The 20578-nt window shown below is 66.6% G+C and carries 15 protein-coding genes; 6 read left to right on the forward strand and 9 right to left on the reverse strand.

Going from position 1 to position 20578, the window contains the following annotated elements; all coding sequences use genetic code 11:
• Positions 1–6: 6 nt before the first annotated feature.
• Positions 7–537, reverse strand: a complete 531-nt coding sequence (locus GTP41_RS19860; protein ID WP_161027317.1) for a VOC family protein — start codon at positions 535–537, stop codon at positions 7–9.
• Between the two features lie 88 nt (positions 538–625).
• Between GTP41_RS19860 and GTP41_RS19865 the strand changes: the two genes are divergently transcribed.
• Both GTP41_RS19865 and GTP41_RS19870 read left to right on the forward strand, forming a co-directional pair.
• On the forward strand, positions 626–1495 hold the full coding sequence (locus GTP41_RS19865) for a LysR family transcriptional regulator (protein ID WP_161027318.1): 870 nt from the start codon (positions 626–628) through the stop codon (positions 1493–1495).
• 8 nt (positions 1496–1503) lie between these two features.
• Entirely contained in the window at positions 1504–2085 is a 582-nt protein-coding gene (locus GTP41_RS19870) for a gamma-glutamylcyclotransferase (RefSeq protein WP_161027319.1), read from the forward strand.
• Between the two features lie 47 nt (positions 2086–2132).
• Here GTP41_RS19870 and GTP41_RS19875 read toward each other — a convergent pair whose 3' ends face one another.
• The gene (locus GTP41_RS19875) at positions 2133–3299 is read right to left on the reverse strand and encodes a PA0069 family radical SAM protein (protein ID WP_229502976.1); all 1167 of its coding nucleotides are present in this window, start codon (positions 3297–3299) and stop codon (positions 2133–2135) included.
• Between the two features lie 127 nt (positions 3300–3426).
• On the opposite strand from GTP41_RS19875, the gene GTP41_RS19880 reads away from it, so the two are divergent.
• From GTP41_RS19880 to GTP41_RS19890, 3 genes are read left to right on the forward strand one after another with little or no spacing between them, the layout of a single operon-like run.
• Positions 3427–3999: a DUF2760 domain-containing protein gene (locus GTP41_RS19880; protein WP_161027320.1), complete on the forward strand. Its 573-nt coding sequence runs from the start codon at positions 3427–3429 to the stop codon at positions 3997–3999.
• Complete coding sequence (locus GTP41_RS19885) at positions 3996–5849, forward strand: Hsp70 family protein (RefSeq protein ID WP_161027321.1); 1854 nt, start codon at positions 3996–3998, stop codon at positions 5847–5849. The genes GTP41_RS19880 and GTP41_RS19885 overlap by 4 nt, the downstream gene beginning before the upstream one ends.
• Positions 5846–8668, forward strand: a complete 2823-nt coding sequence (locus GTP41_RS19890) for an Hsp70 family protein (protein ID WP_161027322.1) — start codon at positions 5846–5848, stop codon at positions 8666–8668. Before GTP41_RS19885 ends, GTP41_RS19890 begins: the two co-directional genes overlap by 4 nt.
• On the opposite strand, the gene GTP41_RS19895 is transcribed toward GTP41_RS19890, so the two are convergent.
• The 3 genes from GTP41_RS19895 to GTP41_RS19905 form a co-directional block, all read right to left on the reverse strand.
• Positions 8661–9287: a tRNA-uridine aminocarboxypropyltransferase gene (locus GTP41_RS19895; RefSeq protein WP_161027323.1), complete on the reverse strand. Its 627-nt coding sequence runs from the start codon at positions 9285–9287 to the stop codon at positions 8661–8663. The two genes, GTP41_RS19890 and GTP41_RS19895, sit on opposite strands and share 8 nt — an antisense overlap.
• A 22-nt stretch (positions 9288–9309) precedes the next feature.
• Complete coding sequence (gene tssM / locus GTP41_RS19900; RefSeq protein WP_229502977.1) at positions 9310–11661, reverse strand: type VI secretion system membrane subunit TssM; 2352 nt, start codon at positions 11659–11661, stop codon at positions 9310–9312.
• Positions 11662–11730: 69 nt separating this feature from the next.
• Entirely contained in the window at positions 11731–12444 is a 714-nt protein-coding gene (locus GTP41_RS19905) for a M15 family metallopeptidase (RefSeq protein ID WP_161027324.1), read from the reverse strand.
• A 103-nt stretch (positions 12445–12547) separates the two neighbouring features.
• Here GTP41_RS19905 and GTP41_RS19910 point away from each other — a divergent pair, with 103 nt between their 5' ends.
• Complete coding sequence (locus tag GTP41_RS19910) at positions 12548–13120, forward strand: hypothetical protein (RefSeq protein WP_161027325.1); 573 nt, start codon at positions 12548–12550, stop codon at positions 13118–13120.
• Here the strand turns inward: GTP41_RS19910 and GTP41_RS19915 are convergent.
• The 4 genes from GTP41_RS19915 to GTP41_RS19930 form a co-directional block, all read right to left on the reverse strand.
• Entirely contained in the window at positions 13098–13841 is a 744-nt protein-coding gene (locus tag GTP41_RS19915) for an alpha/beta fold hydrolase (protein ID WP_161027326.1), read from the reverse strand. The genes GTP41_RS19910 and GTP41_RS19915 overlap by 23 nt on opposite strands.
• An 8-nt stretch (positions 13842–13849) precedes the next feature.
• Positions 13850–17053 carry a DUF748 domain-containing protein gene (locus GTP41_RS19920; RefSeq protein WP_161027327.1) on the reverse strand — a complete coding sequence of 1068 codons (3204 nt, stop codon included), beginning with the start codon at positions 17051–17053 and terminating at the stop codon, positions 13850–13852.
• Positions 17050–19017 (reverse strand): DUF6351 family protein, encoded by a 1968-nt coding sequence (locus GTP41_RS19925; RefSeq protein WP_161027328.1) that lies wholly within the window; start codon positions 19015–19017, stop codon positions 17050–17052. The genes GTP41_RS19920 and GTP41_RS19925 overlap by 4 nt, the downstream gene beginning before the upstream one ends.
• Before the next feature lie 87 nt (positions 19018–19104).
• The gene (locus tag GTP41_RS19930; protein ID WP_161027329.1) at positions 19105–20571 is read right to left on the reverse strand and encodes a pectate lyase family protein; all 1467 of its coding nucleotides are present in this window, start codon (positions 20569–20571) and stop codon (positions 19105–19107) included.
• Positions 20572–20578: the final 7 nt, after the last annotated feature.

Genomic DNA, 20578 nt, shown 5'->3' on the forward strand with positions numbered 1-20578 from the left:
ATTTCCTTAATTCTGTGGTGCGTGCATCCAGGCGGCGTGCTTGGGCGCTTTTTTCGTTTTAGACCATTCTTCCAGCATTTCCCACTTCACATCGTCCAGCTTCTGCATCATCTCCGGGGTGCCGGTGTTGGCCGCCAGCTCCAGGCGGTGGCCGTTCGGGTCGAAGAAGTAGATCGACTTGAAGATGGTATGGTTGACCGGGCCCAGTACTTCAATACCGCCCGCCACCAGGCGCTCTTTGGCGGCCAGCAGCTCATCCATCGAACCGACTTCCAGCGCCAGGTGCTGCACCCAGGCCGGGGTGTTTTCGTCGCGCCCCATATCCTTCTGGGTCGGCAGTTCGAAGAAGGCCAGGATATTGCCCTGGCCGGCGTCCAGGAACACGTGCATATACGGGTCCGGCGCCTTGGTCGACGGCACTTCGTCTTCGGCGATGGCCAGCACGAAGTTCATGTTCAGGTGCTTGACGTACCACTCGACGGTTTCCTTGGCGTCCTTGCAGCGGTAGGCAACGTGGTGGATTTGCTTGATTTTCATGGCGGGGCTCCTTTGCGATTCCGCCATTAAACGCCTGTTTCAGCTATCATACAAACGATATTTTCACGTTGATTTATTAATTTTCCTGATGAATCCCACCATCCGCCAGATGCGCGCCCTGGTCGCCGTCGCCCGCACCGGCAGCTTCACCGCCGCCGCCGACCTGCTGCATGTCACCCAGTCCGCCCTCTCCGGCCAGATCAAGGAGCTGGAGCAGTTGCTGGGCGTGAAGGTGGTGGAGCGCAATACGCGGCGGGTGCAGTTGTCGGAGGTGGGGCGCGAGCTGTATCCGCTGTTCGACAAGATGCTGCAGGACCTGGACGGGGCGATGGCCGATATCGCCAGCCGCAAGGCTTTAAAGAAAGGCATCGTGCGCGTGGCGGCGCCGCAGATGATGGCCTGCACCCTGCTGCCGCAGGTGATCGGCCAGTTCCGCGCCGCCTACCCGGACGTGCAGGTGCAACTGGTGGATTGCCCGGTCGATAACGTGGCGGCGCGCGTGGTGAGCGGCGAGGTGGACGTGGGCATCGGCCCCGAGCGCGACGTGACCGCCGAGGTGGATGCGCAACTGCTGTTCGAGATGCCCTTTGTGGTGGTGTTCCCGCCCGGCCATGCGCTGGCGGCGCGGCAGCGCGTGGCATGGTCCGAGGTCAACCAGCATTCCTTCATTGCCCTGCAAGGCCAGTTCACCGAACGCCTGCTGCGCGATATGACCACGCTCGCGCCCTACAACGAGGTGACCTTCATGACCACCGCGCTGGCCATGGTGGCGGCCGGCCTGGGCATCACCGCCTGCCTGCCCTATGCGGCGCCGATGGTGCGCCTGTACGGTTTGGACATGCGGCCGCTGGTGGAACCGGAACTCACGCGTAAATTTTTCATCTACACCAAGACCTCGCGCACGCCCTCCCCGGCTGCGGAGCGCTTCATCAGCATGCTCGGCGACTATTCCCTATAATTTGCGGCATGTCGCACAATACGATTGATGCCAACCAGGCTATGGACAAGTTCGACGGCCACCACCAGGTGTGGCTGTTCGGCTATGGCTCGCTGATTTACAAAGCGGATTTCCCCTTTATCGAGCGCCGCCCGGCGCACATCGTCGGCTGGTCGCGCCGCTTTTGGCAAGGCTCGCACGACCATCGCGGCACGCCCGAAGCACCGGGCCGCGTCGCCACCCTGGTGCCGGCCGAGGGCGCCGTCTGCCACGGCATGGCCTACCTCGTCACGCCGGAGGAATTCGCCCACCTCGACCACCGTGAAAAGAACGGCTACCTGCGCGTGGCGATCGACATCCACTTTGCAGCCGGCGGCACCGAGGAAGGCCTGATCTACATCGCCGCCGAGGATAACGCGGCCTGGCTGGGGGAAGCGCCGGTTGAAGAGATCGCGCGCCACATCGCCGCCGCCGCCGGCCCTAGCGGCCCCAATACGGAATACCTGCTGCGCCTGGCCGCCGCGTTACGCGACATGGGGCACCACGACGAGCACGTCCACGCGATTGAGTCCTTACTCGGCACCGGTTTAGTAACGTCAAAAGCGCCCTGAGGCACATCGATGTTGACCAGAAACCAGCCCGTGATGATCTCCGCTGCTTAGAACAAATCCATTTGCCCCGCTTTGGCGGCGGCGCGCGCTTTGGCGCCGGAGGGTGGGATGTGGTCGGGGCGTTGGAACTGGCTGCGGTCGAGGGTGCGGAATTTGCTGTGGCGGCTGTGGAAGCCGTAGCGGGCGATGCCTTTCTCGATGCGCTGCTGGATCAGGTCGGCCCACACGCCTTCGCCGCGCATGCGCGCGCCAAACTCGGCCTCATAGTCCTTGCCGCCGCGCATATCCCGCACGCGGTTCATGACGCGCGCGGCGCGGTCGGGGAAATGGGCTTCCAGCCACTCCTTGAACAGCGGGCTCACTTCCCACGGCAGGCGCAGCACCACGTAGGTGGCCATGCTGGCGCCGGCATCGCGCGCGGCGGCCATGATTTTTTCAATATCGGGCTCGGTGACGAAGGGAATGATGGGGGCGATCGACACGCCGACCGGAATGCCGGCCCGGGCCAGGGTTTCAATCGTGCGCAAGCGGCGCGCCGGGGCGGCGGCGCGCGGCTCCAGCGTGCGTGAGATCTTGCTGTCCAGCGTGGTGAGCGTGATCGAGGCGGCGGCCAGGTTGCGCTCGGCCATCGGCGCCAGGATGTCGATATCGCGCTCGATCAGGGAGGACTTGGTGATCAGCCCAACCGGATGGTGGCACTCGGCCAGCACCTGCAGCACGCGCCGCGTCAACTGGTAGTCGCGCTCGCAGGGCTGGTAGGCGTCGGTATTCACGCCAAGGGCGAGCGACTCGACTTGGTAGCCCGGCTTCGAAAGTTCGGTGCGCAACAGTTCCGGCGCATTGATCTTGGCGAACAGCTTGGTTTCAAAATCCAGCCCCGGCGACAGGCCGAGATAGCTGTGCGACGGACGGGCGAAGCAATAGATGCAGCCATGTTCGCAGCCGCGATAAGGATTCAGTGAAACACTGAAGGGAATATCGGGCGACTGGTTGCGCGTGAGGATGGTCTTGGCTGTCTCCTCGGTGACGATGGTGCGCGGCGGCAGCTTTTCCGCATCGGCGTCGTCCGGATCGGGCGCCCAGCCGTCATCGAAGGCCTCGCGCCCCTGCAACTCATACCTGCCTTGCATATTAGATACCGCGCCACGCCCTTTTTGGGCCTTGCGCGATTGCGGCGGCAGCATCACCTGCCCCTCTAGGTCGTGGTCCTGCATGCGGCGCCCCAAAGCAAAATACTGTGTATTTATACAGTATCATAAACCGCCCGCGCCTCGCCTGCAAGCCAAGCTGGTATCATGCGCACTTCTCCGGGATCCCCCCCCGACCTTCTAAGAGCAATAAATGAGCAAAACTACCAATCTGCCTTCCTTCGGCAGCAGGATTTCCCTCGCCATTGGCGCCTTTTTCAAGACCCTGGGCGACGCCGAATTCGCCGCGCGCGTGCGCGACGACGGCATCGGTCCGGCGGCTGCACCTGCGCCAGTTCCGGCGCCGGCCCCGGCGCCCGCCCCAGCTGCCGCGCCGCTGCGCGAAGCCACGCCTGACGCCGCACTGCAGCTGCTGTCGCTGTTCCAGCGCGAAGCGCGCCTGATCGACTTCACGCAGGAAAACCTGGCGGCCTATTCGGACGCCGATATCGGCGCCGCCGCGCGCGTGGTGCACGAAGGCTGCGCCAAAGTGCTGCGTGAGCACTTCGCCATCGAGGCCATCCGCAGCGAAGCGGAAGGCAGCCGCGTGACCTTGCCGGAAGGCTTCGACGCGTCCGCCGTGCGCCTGACCGGCAACGTGGTGGGCAAGGCGCCGTTCAGCGGCACCCTGAGCCACCGCGGCTGGCGCGCCGCCAGCGTGCGCCTGCCGAAACTGGCCGAAGCGCACGACGCCAAAGTCCTGGCACCGGCCGAGGTGGAACTGTGAGCGATCCGCGTTACGCCATCGGCATCGACCTTGGCACCACCCACAGCGCGCTGTCCTATGTTGAACTGGCGGGCAGCGACGGTGAAAAGACCAAGCACGGCGTGCTGGGCATCCCGCAGCTGACCGCGCCGGGCACGGTGGAAGAGCTGCCGCTGCTGCCAAGCTTCCTGTACCTGCCACACGCCGACGAACTGGCGCCGGGCGAACTGACCCTGCCTTGGGCCGCGCCGGAAGGCCAGGCCGCCGTGGCCGGCGAAATGGCGCGCAGCCGTGGCGCCACCACGCCGATCCGCCTGGTGTCGAGCGCCAAGAGCTGGCTGTGCCACCCGGGCGTGGACCGCCGCGCCGGCATCCTGCCGCACGACGCGCCGGAGGAAGTGACGCGCATCTCGCCGCTGCAAGCCTCCACCCGCTACCTGCAGCACCTGCGCGCCGCCTGGGACAATGCCCATCCGGAGGCGCCGTTCAATGAGCAGGCGGTGACCGTCACCATCCCGGCCTCCTTCGACCCGGCCGCGCGCGAACTGACCGCCGAGGCGGCACGCGCCGCCGGCTACGCCAGCATCACCCTGCTGGAAGAGCCGCAATCGGCCCTCTACAGCTGGATCCAGAACAGCGACGGCCGCTGGCGCAAGGAAGTGAAGCCGGGCGACATCATCCTGGTGGTGGACGTGGGCGGCGGCACCAGCGACTTCTCGCTGATCGCCATCCTCGAACGCGACGGCGTGCTGGAACCGCACCGCGTGGCGGTGGGCGACCATATCCTGCTGGGCGGCGACAATATGGACCTGGCGCTGGCCCACCTGGTGGCGCGCAAGCTGGCCGCCAACGGCACCCAGCTCGACGCCTGGCAAATGCGCGCGCTGACTTACGGCTGCCGCGCTGCCAAGGAGAACCTGCTGGCCAACGCGCAAGCCGAGACGTGGCCTATCGTGGTGCCAAGCCGCGGCTCGAAACTGATCGGCGGCTCGATCCGCACCGAGCTGACGCGCGCCGAAGTCACCACCTTCATCACCGACGGCTTCTTCCCGAAAGTGGAAGCGGCGGCGCGGCCCGCTGTGCGCGCCCGCGCCGGCCTGACCCAGCTTGGCCTGCCGTACGCGCAGGACGCGGCCATCACCAAGCACCTGGCAGCCTTCCTGGCGCGCCAGGTGGGCGCCACGGCGGAACTGGACGGCTTTGCCGGCCGCGTGAACGCGGAGCACAGCTTCCTGCACCCGAGCGCGGTGCTGTTCAACGGCGGCGTGTTCAAGTCGGAGCTGCTGGCCACGCGCATGATGGACACCATCAACGATTGGCTCTACATGGAAGGCGCAGAACCGGCACGCATGCTGGGCGGCGCGGACCTGGACCTGGCGGTGGCGCGCGGCGCGGCCTACTACAGCTACGTGCGGCGCGGCGCCGGTGTGCGCATTCGCGGCGGCACGGCGCGTTCCTACTACGTTGCGGTGGAATCGTCGATGCCGGCCATCCCGGGCATGGAGCCGCCGATCCAGGCGCTGTGCGTGGCGCCGTTCGGCATGGAGGAAGGCAGCGAGCTGGAACTGCCGGGCCAGGAGTTCGGCCTGGTAGTGGGCGAGCCGGTGCACTTCCGCTTCTTCGGCTCCTCCGTGCGGCGCCAGGACCAGATCGGCAGCGTGCTCGATTTCTGGGGCCCGGACGAGCTGGTTGAGCTGAACGAGATCCAGGCCACGCTGTCGCCGGAAGGCCGCACCGTGGGCGAGGTGGTGCAGGTGCGCCTGCATGCCTATGCCAGCGAAGCGGGCACCCTGGAACTGCTGGCGGTGGCGCAGGATGGCCAGCGCTGGAAGGTCGAATTCGACGTGCGAAGCGCCGGCGAAGGCCAATGACGCAGTACCTGGTCAGCATCGACCTGGGCACCACCAACTCGGTGCTGGCGTATGCGGCGCCGGGCGGCGCGGTACAGCTATTCGAAATCGAGCAGCTCAGCGCTCCCGGCGAGGTGGCAAGCGCCAAGCTGCTGCCCTCCTCGCGCTACCACCCCGCTGCCGGCGAAATCGCCGACGGCGACCTGGCGTTGCCCTGGGCGCAGCCTTCGGTTGAAGGGGCGCCGGCCGGCGCCGTCATCGGCCGCCTGGCGCGCCAGCTCGGCGGACAGGTGCCGGGGCGGCTGGTCTCCAGCGCCAAAAGCTGGCTGTCGCACACCGGCGTGGACCGCATGGCGCCCATCCTGCCTTGGGGCGCGGCGGACGACGTGGCGCGCGTATCGCCGGTGGCGGCCAGTGCCAGCTACCTGGCGCATCTTCGCGCCGCGTGGAATACCCGCTTCCCCGCCGCGCCGCTGGAACTGCAGCAGCTGGTCCTGACCATTCCCGCTTCGTTCGACGAGGGCGCGCGTGCGCTCACGCTGGAAGCGGCGCGCATGGCGGGCTTGCCTGCGCTGCGCCTGCTGGAAGAGCCGCAGGCGGCCTTGTACGACTGGCTGTACCGGCACCGTGCCACGCTGGCGCAGGAGCTGGCCGATGCGCGCCTGGTGCTGGTGGCCGACGTCGGCGGCGGCACCACCGACTTCACGCTGGTCAAAGTGGAAATGGCGGACGGCGCGCCGCAGCTGACGCGCATCGGTGTCGGCAACCACCTGATCCTCGGCGGCGACAATATGGACCTGGCGCTGGCCCACCTGGCCGAACAGCGCCTGGCCACCCCCGCCGCCGATGCGCCGCCGCAGCGGCTGTCGGCGGCGCGCCTGGCGCAGCTGACGGAACGCTGCCGCGCAGCGAAGGAAGCCTTGCTGGCGCACGACGCGCCGGAGCAGGTCAACGTCACCCTGCTGGGCGCGGGCGCGCGCCTGATCGGCGGCAGCCGTTCCGTCGTGCTGACCCGCGCCGACGTCGAACGCATCGTGCTGGACGGCTTCTTCCCCCTCAACGCAACGCAGGAGCCGGCCCAGGCCAAGCGCGGCGGCATCGTCGAATTCGGCCTGCCCTACGCCAGCGACCCGGCCGTCACGCGCCACCTGGCCAGCTTCCTGCGCCAGCATGCCGCCGCCGCGCGTCATGCCCTTGGCCTGCCCGACGACGGCCGCCTGCCGGTGCCCGACACCCTGCTGCTAAATGGCGGCGTATTCCGCGCCGCCAGGCTGTCCGAACGCCTTGCCGCGACGCTGGGCGCCTGGCGCGGCCAGCCGGTACGCGTGCTGCACAACGACGACCCCGATGTCGCCGTGGCGCGCGGCGGCGTGGCCTACGCCCTCGGCAAGCAAGGCCTGGCGCCGACCATTGCCGGCGGCTCGGCGCGCAGCTACTGGCTGCTGCTGGACAATGCGCGCGCGCCCGGCGTAACGCGCCGTGCCGTCTGCCTGCTGCCGCGCGGCGCCGCCAGCGGGCAGGAAGTGCGCCTGGCGGAACGCAGCTTCGCCCTGCGCCTGGGGCGCCCGGTACGCTTCCACATCGCCACCACCCTGGCCGACGCGGTGCCGCCGCAAGCCGGCGACGTGGCCGACCTGGCGCCCGACGAATTGAGCGCCTTGCCCGCCATCGCCACCGTCCTGCGCGACAGCAGCGATGCCGGCGCGCGCAAGGAAATCACCGTGCAACTGGCCGCCGCGCTGACCGAAGTAGGCACGCTGGAAGTGCATTGCGAGGCCGATGGCCAGCGCTGGCAACTGGAATTCCAGCTGCGCGAGCACGGTGAGGCAAACGACGACGCCGGCGCCGGCAGCGCGGCGGAAAGCGCCACCGATCCGGCCCTGCCCGCCCGCCTGCCCGAGGCGCTGGACAAGATCGACCGCATCTTCGGCAGCCGCGCGCAGCAGGTGGACGTCAAGGAAGTGCGCCAGCTGCGCAGCCAGCTCGAACACCTGCTGACCAGCCGCGAACGCTGGACCACGCCGCTGCTACGCAGCCTGTTCGACGCCCTGATGGAGCGCGCCAAAGGCCGGCGCCGCTCGCCGGAGCACGAACGCGTCTGGCTGAACCTGGCCGGCTACTGCCTGCGCCCCGGCTTCGGCCATCCGCTCGACGCATGGCGCATTGGGCAGCTGTGGGCGATTTTCGACACGGGGGTGCAGCACCACAAGGACAGCCAGGTCTGCGCCGAATGGTGGACCTTGTGGCGCCGCGTCGCGGGCGGCTTGCCGCCGCCAGCGCAACTGCGCCTGCTGGACGATTTCGCCTTCAACCTGCAGGCCGATGCCGGTGAGCGCGGACGGCGGCCGGCCACCCTGGTCAACGGCAGCGAGGAAGACATGTTGCGCCTGGGCGCGTCGCTGGAGCGCATCCCGTCCGCCTACAAGGCCGAAATCGGCAACTGGATGGTGGGCGAACTGCCCAAGGCGAAGAACCTGGCGAGCCAGACGCGCTACCTGTGGGCGCTGGGTCGGGTCGGCGCGCGCCGTCCCTTCCACGGCAGCGCGCACGATGTGGCGCCGGTGGAAGCGGTCGAACAATGGCTGCAGGCGGTCATGCAACTGGACTGGCGCAAGGTGGAGCCGGCCGGCTTTGCCGCCGCCCACCTGGCGCGCATGACCGGCGACCGCTCGCGCGACATCAACGATGCCCTGCGCGCCGAGGTGCAGCGCCGGCTGGAGAGTGCCGGTGCGCCGCCCAGCTGGCCTGCCATGGTGCGCGAAGTGGTGCAGCTGGACCAGGCCAGCGAACAACGCATGCTGGGCGAGGCCCTGCCGCCCGGCCTCAAACTTCTCAGCTAGCGCGCCCGCCGTGCGCGGCCTGTTCCTGCTGCTGCGCCACAAAGCCATCGAAGGCCGCGATCACGCGGTCGTAGCGGTGTTCGTCCCCTTCCAGCTGCGCCAGCGCGTAGCAGCTCGCCTCCAGCGTGGACAGCTGGTCCGGCGCATGCGCTTTGCGGATCAGGTAATGCGAGGGCGGCGTGTCGCGCAAAGGCAGGCGCGGCAAGGCTTGCAGCAGCGGGTTCAGATACAGCATCTTGCGGCTTTTGCGCCAGGTGGCGTCCAGCACAATCAACTGCACCTGCTGCGGCGCCAGCGCGGCCTCGTAGGCCGGCGGCGGGGCGATGCCGAGCGAGCGGTCGCCCGGGGTGTCGGGATACAGCAGCACCGGCTGGCGCCCGCCGCGGCCCAGCAGCGCGGCCAGCGCCGCTTCCTCGAATTGCTCGCCGGTTTCCATGCGGCTGCCCGGCAGGCACAGGTGCAGCAGGCGCGCACTGCCTTTGGCATTGGCCACTTCCATCGGGTGCTGCAGGATCAGGACGTCGACCGCGCTGGCCACCGGCGCCGCCCAATGGCAGATGCAGGTGGCGGCGGGGCGCAGGCAGGTGGCGCACATCGGGCGCCGTGGCATGGTGTTCATGGCGCGGATCATACACCAGGCCTCAGGCTGGCGTAGCGGCGGACCCTCCCAGCAGCTCATCAAACTGCGCCAGCTGCGCCGGGTCTTTCACCACGGCGCGCAGCCATTCATGCAGCGGCAGCTCGCCCCAGCCGGCCGCCTTGTCCGCCAGGTAACTTTCGGTGAGCGCCTTTTGCACCTGCTCCGGGCTGCCCTCCAGCGTCAGGTCGTTGCGCTCGGCGGTCTTGAGCACCCAGTCGCTCGACTGCAGCGTGCTATTGGCCGCATCGCGGATCGCGCCGCGCACATAGCCCTCCCAGGCTTCGCGCGTGAAGGCGCCGGACACCGCGTGGCTGCCCTGCACCAGCTCGCGATCCTGTTCCCCGACCATGCGCGCCACCGTCATCGCCGGATAGCGCGTGCTGGCGCGCGCCTTGATCTCGGCATAGACCCGTTCACGCGCCGTCATGCCGCGCACCACCTGCCGCAGCTGCTCGCGCGACGCGTCGACCAATGCCAGCCTGGCTTCAATGCGCGGCCAGGACGGGTCGCTCACCTGCGACAGAAAGAAGGCCAGCAAGCCCTCGGCCCGCCGCAGCAGCTCTTCGCGCGGCATGGCGCCGCGGTTGGTTTCCAGCCAGCCGCGCCAGTGGCGCGTCAGCTGGTCGCCCAGATGGCCGGTCTCCACGTGCGATTTTTCGGCCAGCATCAGGTAGGCCTTCAGCGCGTTGTAGGCCTCCTCCACGCTGCCCGCTTCGCGCCGGCCCATGGCGTACAGCTGCGACTCAAGGCTGCTTGCTACCGGCTTGAGCAGGATTTCCGCCATGCCCTTGAAATACTCGTCGCGCAGCTTGCGTCCAAGCGCCTCGCCCTGGTACAGCCCCATGCCCAGCAGCCATGGCTTGTCGCGATCCAGTCTGTCCAGCTGTTCGATGCGGTCCTGCAGCAGTTGCAGCGCCTCCAGCCGCGATTGCAGGTCCGCCCGCTGCGCCTGCATTTTGACCGCCTTGTCCAGGTCCGCCGCCGTATTGGCCACCAATTGCGCGTTGCCCGAGTACGACCAGGTCCACGCCCCCAGCGCCGCCCCCAGTAGCAAAATGGCCGCCGCGAATGCGCCGTTGCGCGTCCAGCGCTGCTTGCGGCTTGCATAGCGCGCCACCAGGTCCTTGTCGGCGAAAATCACTTCGCGGAAAAGCTGGGGCAGGAAGTAGCCCGTCTGGCCGCCGGCGCGCGGCTTCCCGCCCGCCGGGAGCGACAGGCGGAAACGCTGCGCCACGTGCAGCGACTGGGCGCACGATGGCTGTCCCTCCTGCAGCGCGCTGGTGAAGTAATAGCCCCGGAACACGGGGCGGAACTGGAAAGGGTTGTCCTCGAACAGCGTGGCAAGGAAGGCTTTGAGCGGCGCGCGCAGCGCCGCAAACTCCAGCGGGAAAGTATGCACGCCGGACGGCACCAGCTCGCGCCGGCGTTGCGTCATGGTGGCAATGGCCACCTCATGCAGGCCGGCGCACAACTCGTCAAAGCTCTGCTCGTAGAAGGCAAGCAGGTCGCGGCTCCCCGACTTGTGCTTGAAAGGCATGGTGGCGCCCCAGATGCGCTCACGCTCCGCCGGTTCGGCATCGCCGAAGAAGTCGGCGAAGCCCGCCACCAAGTCGGCCTTGGTGAACATAACATACACCGGTGCAAACACCTCCAGCTTTTCGATCAGGTCCTGCACCCGTTGGCGCAAGCTGCGCGCCAGTTGCAGTACCGCCTCCGGATCGTCGCCGCCCAGTTCCGCAATGCTGACGGCGATGATGATGCCGTTGACCGGGGCGCGCGGCCGGTGCTTCTTCAGCAGTCCCAGGAAACCCTGCCACTCGGCGCGGTCGGCCGCCTGCACGGCATAGCGGCCGGCCGTGTCGAGCAGGATGCCCTCGGCGGTGAAGAACCAGTCGCAATGGCGCGTGCCACCCACGCCCTGGATCGCCTTCGCCCCGGCGACGGGAAACTGCAGGCCGGATTGCGTGATCGCGCTGCTTTTGCCCGCCGACGGATTGCCGATCACCATATACCAGGGCAGCTCATAGAGTGCCCGCGCGCCGGTGCTGCGCCCCAGGCGCGAGTTCTTGATCGTTCCCAGCGCCTCCAGCATGGCGCTGCGCACGGCATCAAGGTCTGCCTGGGCGCGCGTTTCAGCCGGCGCCGGCTCCTCCTGCCGCCGTCGCTCGCGATAGCGTTTTGCGCCCCATACCGCCAGCGCCAGCAGCGCGACGGCAAGCAGCGCGCCGAACGCCCAGATCAGGGCCAGTTGCAAAAGTTCGGCGCCCAGGAAAAGCAAGCCGGCCAGGAGCACAAAGGCCAGTATGTTCAACAGGCGACGGTCGGTGATCGCGTACCAGATTCGTTGCAGCATGATGGGCAGGGAAAGGGAGGCAGGTTGGCCGATGTTGCCACCAAGCGCAACACCAGCCCTTGAGCCGCCTCAAGCCTTGGCATCGCGCTTGCGCAATTCGGTGTGGCCAAAATCCATCATCGTCCATCGTCCGCCCCATACCATGCCGAGCGATTCGGCGACCTCGCCATACAGTTGATAGCCGCGCATGGCCCAGGGATCGCGCTCGCTGATCACCAGGCGCCCCTCGCGCACGAAGGCGCAATCGGCGGCCAGGCCAAACTGGTGGAAGCTCTGGAAGGCGCGCGCGTTGCTGACATGGCTGCCTGCGGCGGCCAGGCGGTCCTGCCGCTCCGGGCTGCGGTACCCCTCCAGCAACGCCATCTCGTAACCGTGGCGCTCGCGCATCACATTGAACACCAGCAGCAGCCGGCGCGCAAAGTCCTGGTCCAGCCGCTGCCAGTCGCGGTCCGCCAGCGACAACATGGGACGCAGCAGCTCCACCTCCGCCGTGGTAAAAGCCAGCGGCGGCAGGGGCGGCGGCGCGACCAGCTGCTCTCCCTGCAGTAAGGCTCCGATCTGCGGATCGGCCGCGTGCGCGCTGGCCTCGAAGGCCGGCAGCATCTGCTGCGGGCGCATCAGCCGTACCAGCAATGGCGGCAGCCCGGCCAGGGCAAGGGTGCCCGCCCCCGCCAGGAAATAGCGCCGCTGGCGCGGGCTTGGCTTGCGTTTGGGGGGAAATAGCAACAGCCAGCCGGCGGCGACGGCGGCGATGAAGATGCCCGCAACGGTAAATAGCAACATGGTGCGTTCCATCAATACGAAAGCGCATGCAGCACGCGACACTGGCATCCTATGCCGGCCCGCGCCCTTGCGGGTCGAGCGAAATCAAGCTTTGGGAGACGTCATGCAGCCAAATTTGTTTGTGGGGCCAGTACAGAGGGATGACAGCTATCGGATCCTGGCGCGCCTGGCGCACGGCGGCAATGTGCCGGCGCGCGCCGGTGGCTGGAGTCTGGGCGCGACACTGAAATCACGGCTGGCGGTGGCCGCCGGACTGCTGTCGCTGGGTGCGCTGGCTTGGCTGTGGCTGCAAAGCCCGCAGGCGCCGCAGCCATCGGCGGAACAGGCGGCACCAGCGATTCCGCAAGGCGCGGTGGCGGTAGCCGCGCCGCGCAAATTGGTCGAGGCCAGCGAGCCGCAGGCGGCGACCATTGTTAGTCAGGCAAACGCTCCCGAAGCGCCAATGGCCAAGGCGCCGGCCATTAGCACCGCAGCGGCCAGCGCGGCGCCAGCCGGAAAAGCGGTCATTGCGGCCAGGGAGCCGGCAAAGCAAGCCAGGCGCCCGGCGCAGCAGGCGGCGCCGCTGGCGCGCAGCGCAGCCCCGGTGGAGAGCGACGAAGACGTCACCCTGCTGGCAGCAATGCTCAAGCACGCAAAGCCGCACAAGCCTGCCGTCAGCCCGCCGCCAAAGAATTGATGAAAGCCGCCATGGCCTGCGCCGTGGCCTCGGGTTGCTCCAGGTGCGGGCTATGGCCGCAGCCTGGCAGCAGCAGGGAGCGGGCGCCCGGTACCGCGCGCGCAATGGCGTCCAGTTGGGCGCCCGAGCCGTACTGGTCGTCGTCCCCCTGCAGCGCCAGCACAGGGCAAGCGATGGCCGGCAGCAGGTACTCGATATTCCAATGCCTGAAAGGCGGCGCCAGCCAGGTATCGGCCCAGGCGGAAAACACCTGCCCTGCTTTCTCGCCGTGGTAGCACGCCAGGCCGTGCAGCTTGCCATCGGCGTGGGCCTGGACCGCTTGACGAATGCCCGCCAGGGTGATGTCCTCCACGAACACGTGGGCGGCGGCGGTAACGACAGCGCGCAAGGCAGCGGGACGGCCGGCGGCGTAGATCAGCGCAATGCTGCCGCCGTCCGAATGGCCGATCACGATATGCTCGCGGTCCGGCGCAACCTGCTGCAGCAATGCCGGCAGCTCCTGCAGCGCAGACAGGTGCAGGTAGTGGATGGTGCGCGGCGCGCGGGCCGGGGAGGACAGCCCGTAGCCCTCCCGGTCATACACCAGGCCCGCACAGCTGGTTTGCGCGCACAGGCGCTCTGGAAAGCCCTTCCACATTGCGCCGCAACCCAGCCCCTCATGCAGGAACACCAGCAAAGGCAGGCGCGGATCGCCGTCGATCAGCTCATAGTGCAGCGCCACACCGCCCCCTAGTGCAACGCGAAGTCAACACGGCTCGCCGCGCCGGCTTTGGGCGCCACCAGGAAAATACGCTCCGGCGCCACCTGGCCCTGCCCCACCAGCCAGTCCTTGGCGGCCTGCGCGCGGCGGTTGGCCAGCGTGATGAAGTCGTCCTGCTCAAACTTGATATTAGCCAGCATCAGCTTTTCCATTTCCTCCGGCGGCAAGGACTTGACCAGGCCCAGTGCATTGCGCGGCTTGGTGAAAGTCTCGTCCTTGTAGGCGCGCGCCAGCAAGGCTGGCTGCTCTTCCCTGGCGACCACCACGCCGCCTTCCGGCAGCGCGGCGCCGCGCGCCTGCAAGTCGCGCGTCTTAAGCTGGCGCAGCTTGCGTTCCAACGCAACGCGCTTGAGTGCTTCGCTTTCCGCCTCCTCGTCGAAGCGGCCCGTAACATCCAGCTTCAGGCCGGGCCGCTCGGTCAGCGCTTTGGCCAGCGATTTGAGCTTCCCTTCCGACGCTGGCAGCAAGACTGCACGGCCCTTGTCGAACTCCAGCATCGACAACTCCTCGCCGCCGCCAAACAGGGCGCCGATCAGGGCGAAGGGCGCTGTCACCGTCTTCGTGATCGCATTGCCGATCACCTTGAGGATTATGCCGCCCACCGAGAACTGCGGATCGTCCAGCGAGCCGCCAATCGGCACATTGATGTCGATCACGCCATTGCGGTCGCTCAGTAGCGCCACCGCCAGTTGCACCGGCAGTTTGGTCGCCTCCGGGTTGGTGCTCTCCTTGCCGAACGTCAGCTGGTCGAGCAGCAGACGGTTCTCGGCTTTCAACTGGCGGTTCTCCAGCTGGTAGGCGACTTCAAATGTCATCTTGCCCTTCTCGATGCCGTAGCCGACATATTTATCGGAGTACGCCGAGAGCTGCGACAACTCCATCCCGCGCACATCGGCGCGCAGGTCGAGCGAAAACTCCTGCTTCAGCGGATGCACGCGGCCGGCAATCAGCAAGGGGGCACCGCTCACCTGCCCGCGCAGGTCAACGCTGGCATCGTGCGCCGGGTTCGATGACAGGCGCGTAACGGTACCGCCCAGGTCTTTCAGGTTGGCTGTGTAGTTTGGCTTGATGAAGTTGTCGGTGAATCGCACGCGGCCACCGGACAGCACCAGCTTGCCGATGCGGATCGGCGGCAGCGGCTCGGCGGGCTTGGCCGGCGCGACTGCCGGCGCGGCCGGGGCCTGTGCAACAGCGCGCTCCTTCGCCCTGGCGGCTTTCGCCTCCTGCGCGCGGGTGCCCGCCTCAGTCAGGCTCTTGCCTTCCTCGCCTTCCTTGCGTACCACGTCCTGCACGTTGATGCGGCCATTCGGGTCGATGATCACGCGCGCGAAAAAGTCGTCCAGCGCCACGCGCTCGATATTCAGCGTGAACGGTTTGAAGTTCACATCCATGCCGCCGAACGCCAGCGACTTCCAGCTCAGGAAATCGTTGGAACTGGATTTGTCGACGGTGGACAGGCGGTTCACGCTGACATCGCCCTTGTAGCCGCCGGTCACCGCGCCATCCTTGCCGGTATCCAGGCGCAGCCTGGCCTTGCTGGTCACGGCGCCCTGCACCAGGCGCAGGTTCACATAATCCGTGACATAGGGCTGCAGCGGCAGCAAGTCGAAATTCTTCAGGTCCAGCGCCAGGTCGGCCTTGAAGGGGGCCGGCGCCAGTTGGCCCTTGATATCCAGCTGCCCCTTGTTGATACCGGTGCTCAACGCCACTTCTGCCGTTGCTCCGGGAGCGCTGGAATAGCCCTCCATCGTCAGCGACAAGGGCGACAGCTTGATCAGCGTCGGCTCGTCGTGGAATTCCTCGCGCACCTTGGCCGACCATTCATTAATCGCCAACTTGCCCAGCTTGATTTGCAGCGGCGCTTCATCCTTCGCCGGCGCGCCGGCCTTGGCAGGGGCTTTGCCGCTGGTCTTGCCCTGGTGGACACTGATCTCCGCGCTTTCGGAGGTCACCGCGGCGATATCCAGCGTACGCTTGGCGCCATCAAAAACGATGTCCTGCACCCGCAGGCCGAACTTCGCCAGGTCGGCGCGCAAGGCCGCCTGGGGCGTGTCATCGGCATAGCGCAAGGCCGCCCCCGTCACGTTCAGCTCCTTGAGCACGACGAGCGGCCCCGTTTTAGGAGCCGCCGGCGCCGGTGCCGGCGCTGGCGCGGCTTGCGGCGCGGCAGGCGCCAGCTGGTCCAGGTTCAGCTTCCCATCCTTGCCGCGCAAGACATCCAGCTCCAGTCCAGCGACGCCCACCTGGGCAATCTCATAACGTTGCGCCAGCAAATCCAGCTTGCCCAGCTTAACCTTCAGCGCATCCAGCTTGCCCACCTGTTTCCCGTCCAGCTGCTGCAGTTGCACTCCCGTCAGGCTGGCCTCCCCGCCCAGCGTCAGCGATGCCGGCTTATCCTTCGGCTGCACCACGGCCAGGTTGAGCTGCGCATCGAACTGCGCGGACGGCAGGCGGAAGCCGGGCTTGAACGGCAGGTAGCCCAGGTAGGTCGTCAAATCCACCTTATCCAGCTTAAGGTCCAGCGCATACTCTTTAGGTTCGGTGAATGGGCGCGCCTTGCCCTTCAAGAGCAGCGGCGAGCCATTGATGTTGGCGCTGAACAGCGGCTCCACAAAAATCGCCACATCGGACGGCAGCGAGGAAACGAACGGCAAACCCAGTTTCAAGTCCTGCACCTTATGGGTCACGCCGGCAGGCTTGTCCTCGAACGCCAGGCTACCCTCTTCCAGTTGGATATTATTGACCGAGAAGCGCGCCGGTTCAGGCGACGGCGGCTGGCTGGCCGCGAGCTGCAGGATATCGTCGATATTGTATTTATTCGCCGCGCTGCGCGACAGGTGGACGTAAGGCTTGGTCAGGCGCACTTCCTGCACCACCGGCGCCAGGCGCGCCACGGACTGCCACGACAGGTCGGCCGCCAGCCGCTCAAAGCTGGCAAAGACGGTGCTGCCATCCGGCTCCATCATCTTCAAGCCGCGCACGGACGCACTGAGCGTGAACGGGTTGAACGTCACTTCTTCGATGCTGAGCTGGCGATGCAGCTTTTCGGCCGCCAGTTGCGCAGCTTGCGACTTCACAAGCGCCGGCACAGCCAGGAATCCAATGCCGGTATAGGCCAACAACAGTCCCGCGACAGTGCCGGGAACCAGGTATTTCAGTGGTGGGATCTTCATAACCCGTTATTGTAATCGCACACACCCTGCGGGAATATCCGTGCCAGCCACGTCTGCTGCGCTTGGGTGAACCGTGGCGACGGCCCGTAAGTGCCGTCACCGAGCGCAGTCGCCAGGGGCTTCAGCTTGCATTTAAAGGTATCGCCACGGATCGACTCACCCGCCACCATGCGCGGGCTGCTGTAGATCGGGAAAGCCTGCGTGCAGGCGCCGGGCTTGCCGCCATCCAGGACGCCGCTCCAGGCGCCCGGTCCGGAACCGATCACCGCACCCGCGCTATCCACGCAGCGGTCGGCGAACTCCGCCGGCGCACTGCCGCCGGAGAGGTATTTGTCCAGTACCGACAAGGCGCCCATCACCTGCCCCGTCAGGTCCGTGTCCGCGCGTGCGAACCAGATCACCTGGCGCTTGGCCTCCTCCGGGTTGGCGGCCAGCAGCCGGGCGCGGATCGAGAACGGCTGGCGTGCATTGTGCATATCCAGCGTGGCCTCCTGGTGTGGCAGCACGGTAATCACCGGAATGCCCAGGCGTTTGCCGGTGAACACGTGCCCCGAGTCGAAGGCGGCGCGGATCGCCTTTTGCTCACCCGCCCGCCTTGGCGCCGGAACCCCGCCCGGATCGCGGCAGGTCGCGCTGTGCCGCATATTGGCGGCGTCGAAGGGATCGCGCTCCGCCTGCCATGTCACGAAGTCGCGCTGCTCCTTCCAACTGCCCACGCAAGCATTCAGCTGCAGGAATTCGGCGGCATCGATCTTGCCGGCCACCAGCGCGGACAAGCCATACTGCACGCCCACATTGTCGATCGGGATCGGCGCGAAGCCATCCGCATCCACCCCATAGACGTCCTCCAGATCGTTCCAGTGCGTCCATTTGACCTTATCCAGCGCATCCAATCGGTAGCCGTAGAATTCCAGCGCCTTGTCGAAGCGGACATCCCGATAGCGCGGGTTCAGCACCGTCGGCATCGCAAAGCGCCAGCCGTTGATGCACTCCGTGCTGCCCGGCGTGCCCGTGATCGGGTTGCGCGCGGTATCGTTGGCGTGCATGCCCTGCACCAGCGACTGCGCGCTCCACACCGCCCAGCGCGAAGCCGGATTGCGCCCCACCTCGTCGCGGAAGTACTGTCCCAGCAAAGGGCAGTCGGATATCGGGATCGACTGTGTCACCATGTCCGGATACGGCTGCACCGGAATACCCGCGTCAAAGATGCCCGGCCGGTTCTGCGCAAACAGGTACTGCTGTACCGCACCGCCCGAGCCGCCGATAGCCACCGTGTACAGCGGCGTGCCGTAGGTAGCGGCAAAGTGCGCCTTGGTCTGGGCCGCCGTTTCCTCCGCCAGGCGCATATGGTAGTGGACCCCGGTCTGGTTGCCGGAGGAACTGGCCACCGCATAGCCCTCGGCCAGCAGCTTGGGCATCAGCTTCTTCTCCGACCCGTTCAAGCCATTATTCATCCACATGGCCGTGCCCTGCTGGTGGCCGATGCCGACACCGCCGCGCATCCAGTACACCAGCTTGCGGTTCCAGGCCGCGCGCTCCAGCGTTGCGATCGTGTAGATAAAACGGTTGATGGTGCCGACCTCCACGCGCACCACAAAGGGGATGGTGGCGCCATTGACGACGATCTTTTGCACATCCGCCGGCAGCGATACGCCGCCGCCCTCGAGCGGCTTGAATTCGCTTCCCGTGAAATAGAAATGCTGGATGCGCGTCCGGATGGCGCACTGGCTGCTGTAGCCGATAACCGCGCCGCCCGCGGCGCGCACCGGATGGCCGATGCCCTGCTGGTTGTCTACCAGGGGCTGCCCCAGCCCGGATTCCTCCGTGCGGCAGATGAAGGGCTGCTGTTGGCCCGCCTGCGGCCCCTTATCGGAGACATGGTTTTCGCCGGGCGGCTGGTGTCGCGGGGTGCTGCATCCTGCCAGGGTGATAGCCGCCAGAACGGCCAGGAACCGAGCTTTCATTGGCGCCTCCATTTTGCCCCTAGTGTAGTCGCTTTTTCGCGCCCTACAAAGCCATCCAGGATACATCCCCCGGCGACACCGCCCGGCTTAGTTCAACTTGCCCGCACCCGCATTCGCGGTCACCGAAGCCTGTGTATTCGCAGCAGGCAGCAAGTTATAGGAGTACGGCGGAGTCCAGGCATCCGCACCGCTGGCGAGCGTCAAGCCACATTGGCCATCCATCGGAATGGCGGGCCCGACCCATGCTCCGGAGTCGTTGCGGGTGCTGATGAACAAGTGGCCAGACGAGCGGAAACCGCTGTAGCCGGAACCCTTGATCACCTTGCCGCAAAACTCGGACGGCTTCAGCAGCACAAAGCTGTAATACTGGTTTTGCACCAGCACTTGCGACTTGTACCGCGCATCCAGGCCACTGCCGAATTTCAGGTCCGGATTCTTGGTCGCCGTATCGCCGCTGACCAGGTTATTGAACAGGTGGACCTGTCCAAAGCGCACCAGCGGCAAGCGCGAACCCAGGCTGTCCCACCAATTGCCGCTGAAGGTCGCATGCAGCCTGCCCTGGTCGCTCCACGCGCGCCCGCTGTCGCCGTTGCCGACCAGCGTCAGCTTGCCGTGTTTGAAGAAGCGGCTGTTGGCGACGGTGACATAATCCGAACCACGCACAATGTCGAGCGCACCATCGTGGCGGGTATCGGATGCGAGCGAATCCGGCGTATCCCCATCGCTGAGCGTGACATGGTCGATCCAGATGTTTTGTGCGCGCGAGATGGCAATACCGTCGGCGTAGGCGTTGCTGCTATCTTCCGGGTTCACGTCCCAGGGCGTATCGATCTGCAGGTTGCGGATGATAATGTTGCGGGTCCAGGTCGGAAAGTCCTCGCCATCCTTGCCTGCTGCGATCCAGTTCTTGAAGTCGGTCTCCGGAATGCCGCCGGCCGCAAGCGGCAGCTCATTGCCGATCAGGATGGTGGTGCCAGTGATGCGCGCCGGGCGCCCGCCCGCATCGTTGATCCCTACCAGCGTGGTGTTGGAAGGCAGCATGACCGAGCCGCCCATCTTCTGATCCTGGAAGCTGGTGTACTCGCGGAACACCGTGTTATTGGCGCTCCAACGCATATCGATATGGCCGATCACACGGATGATCTTTGGCTCGTTGCCGGCCTCGTTGATCGCCGCGACCAGCTGCTGCCCGTTGTACACCGTGTAGACGCGGTTGGCCGTCGCAGCCGACCCGCCCGTCACCACCACCGTGCCCTTGCGCGACCATGTGTGCCAGCCATCTTGCGGCGCCGTCTGGCGCTCAAACGACAGCACGCCGCCGGTCGGATCGGCCAGCGCAAATTGCCACTGCGGCAGCGCCGGCGCGGGCTTGTAATTGGCGGGGCTGTGCTTGCCGTTCGCATCCAGCACCGGCGCGGAAAAATTGCGTATGCCGTAAGCGGCGCTTTGGAACGGCGTGCTGGCGCCAGTCAGTGATTTGGCATCGATATCGGCGCCGTGCGCCTGCGCAGCCAGCAGCGCTATGGCTGCGCCCATCAGCGTAAGTAATTTCATGATGATC

Origin of the sequence: Pseudoduganella guangdongensis (assembly GCF_009857475.1) — a bacterium.
Taxonomy (GTDB): domain Bacteria; phylum Pseudomonadota; class Gammaproteobacteria; order Burkholderiales; family Burkholderiaceae_D; genus Rugamonas; species Rugamonas guangdongensis.

Coding starts and splice junctions, on each gene's coding strand:
- tssM (WP_229502977.1), bottom strand. CDS start 11,661: ATGCTGCAACGAATCTGGTACGCGATCACCGACCGTCGCCTGTTGAAC.
- GTP41_RS19875 (WP_229502976.1), bottom strand. CDS start 3,299: ATGCAGGACCACGACCTAGAGGGGCAGGTGATGCTGCCGCCGCAATCG.
- GTP41_RS19895 (WP_161027323.1), bottom strand. CDS start 9,287: ATGAACACCATGCCACGGCGCCCGATGTGCGCCACCTGCCTGCGCCCC.
- GTP41_RS19870 (WP_161027319.1), top strand. CDS start 1,504: ATGTCGCACAATACGATTGATGCCAACCAGGCTATGGACAAGTTCGAC.
- GTP41_RS19905 (WP_161027324.1), bottom strand. CDS start 12,444: ATGTTGCTATTTACCGTTGCGGGCATCTTCATCGCCGCCGTCGCCGCC.
- GTP41_RS19880 (WP_161027320.1), top strand. CDS start 3,427: ATGAGCAAAACTACCAATCTGCCTTCCTTCGGCAGCAGGATTTCCCTC.
- GTP41_RS19920 (WP_161027327.1), bottom strand. CDS start 17,053: ATGAAGATCCCACCACTGAAATACCTGGTTCCCGGCACTGTCGCGGGA.
- GTP41_RS19860 (WP_161027317.1), bottom strand. CDS start 537: ATGAAAATCAAGCAAATCCACCACGTTGCCTACCGCTGCAAGGACGCC.
- GTP41_RS19925 (WP_161027328.1), bottom strand. CDS start 19,017: ATGAAAGCTCGGTTCCTGGCCGTTCTGGCGGCTATCACCCTGGCAGGA.
- GTP41_RS19930 (WP_161027329.1), bottom strand. CDS start 20,571: ATGAAATTACTTACGCTGATGGGCGCAGCCATAGCGCTGCTGGCTGCG.
- GTP41_RS19890 (WP_161027322.1), top strand. CDS start 5,846: ATGACGCAGTACCTGGTCAGCATCGACCTGGGCACCACCAACTCGGTG.
- GTP41_RS19865 (WP_161027318.1), top strand. CDS start 626: ATGAATCCCACCATCCGCCAGATGCGCGCCCTGGTCGCCGTCGCCCGC.
- GTP41_RS19910 (WP_161027325.1), top strand. CDS start 12,548: ATGCAGCCAAATTTGTTTGTGGGGCCAGTACAGAGGGATGACAGCTAT.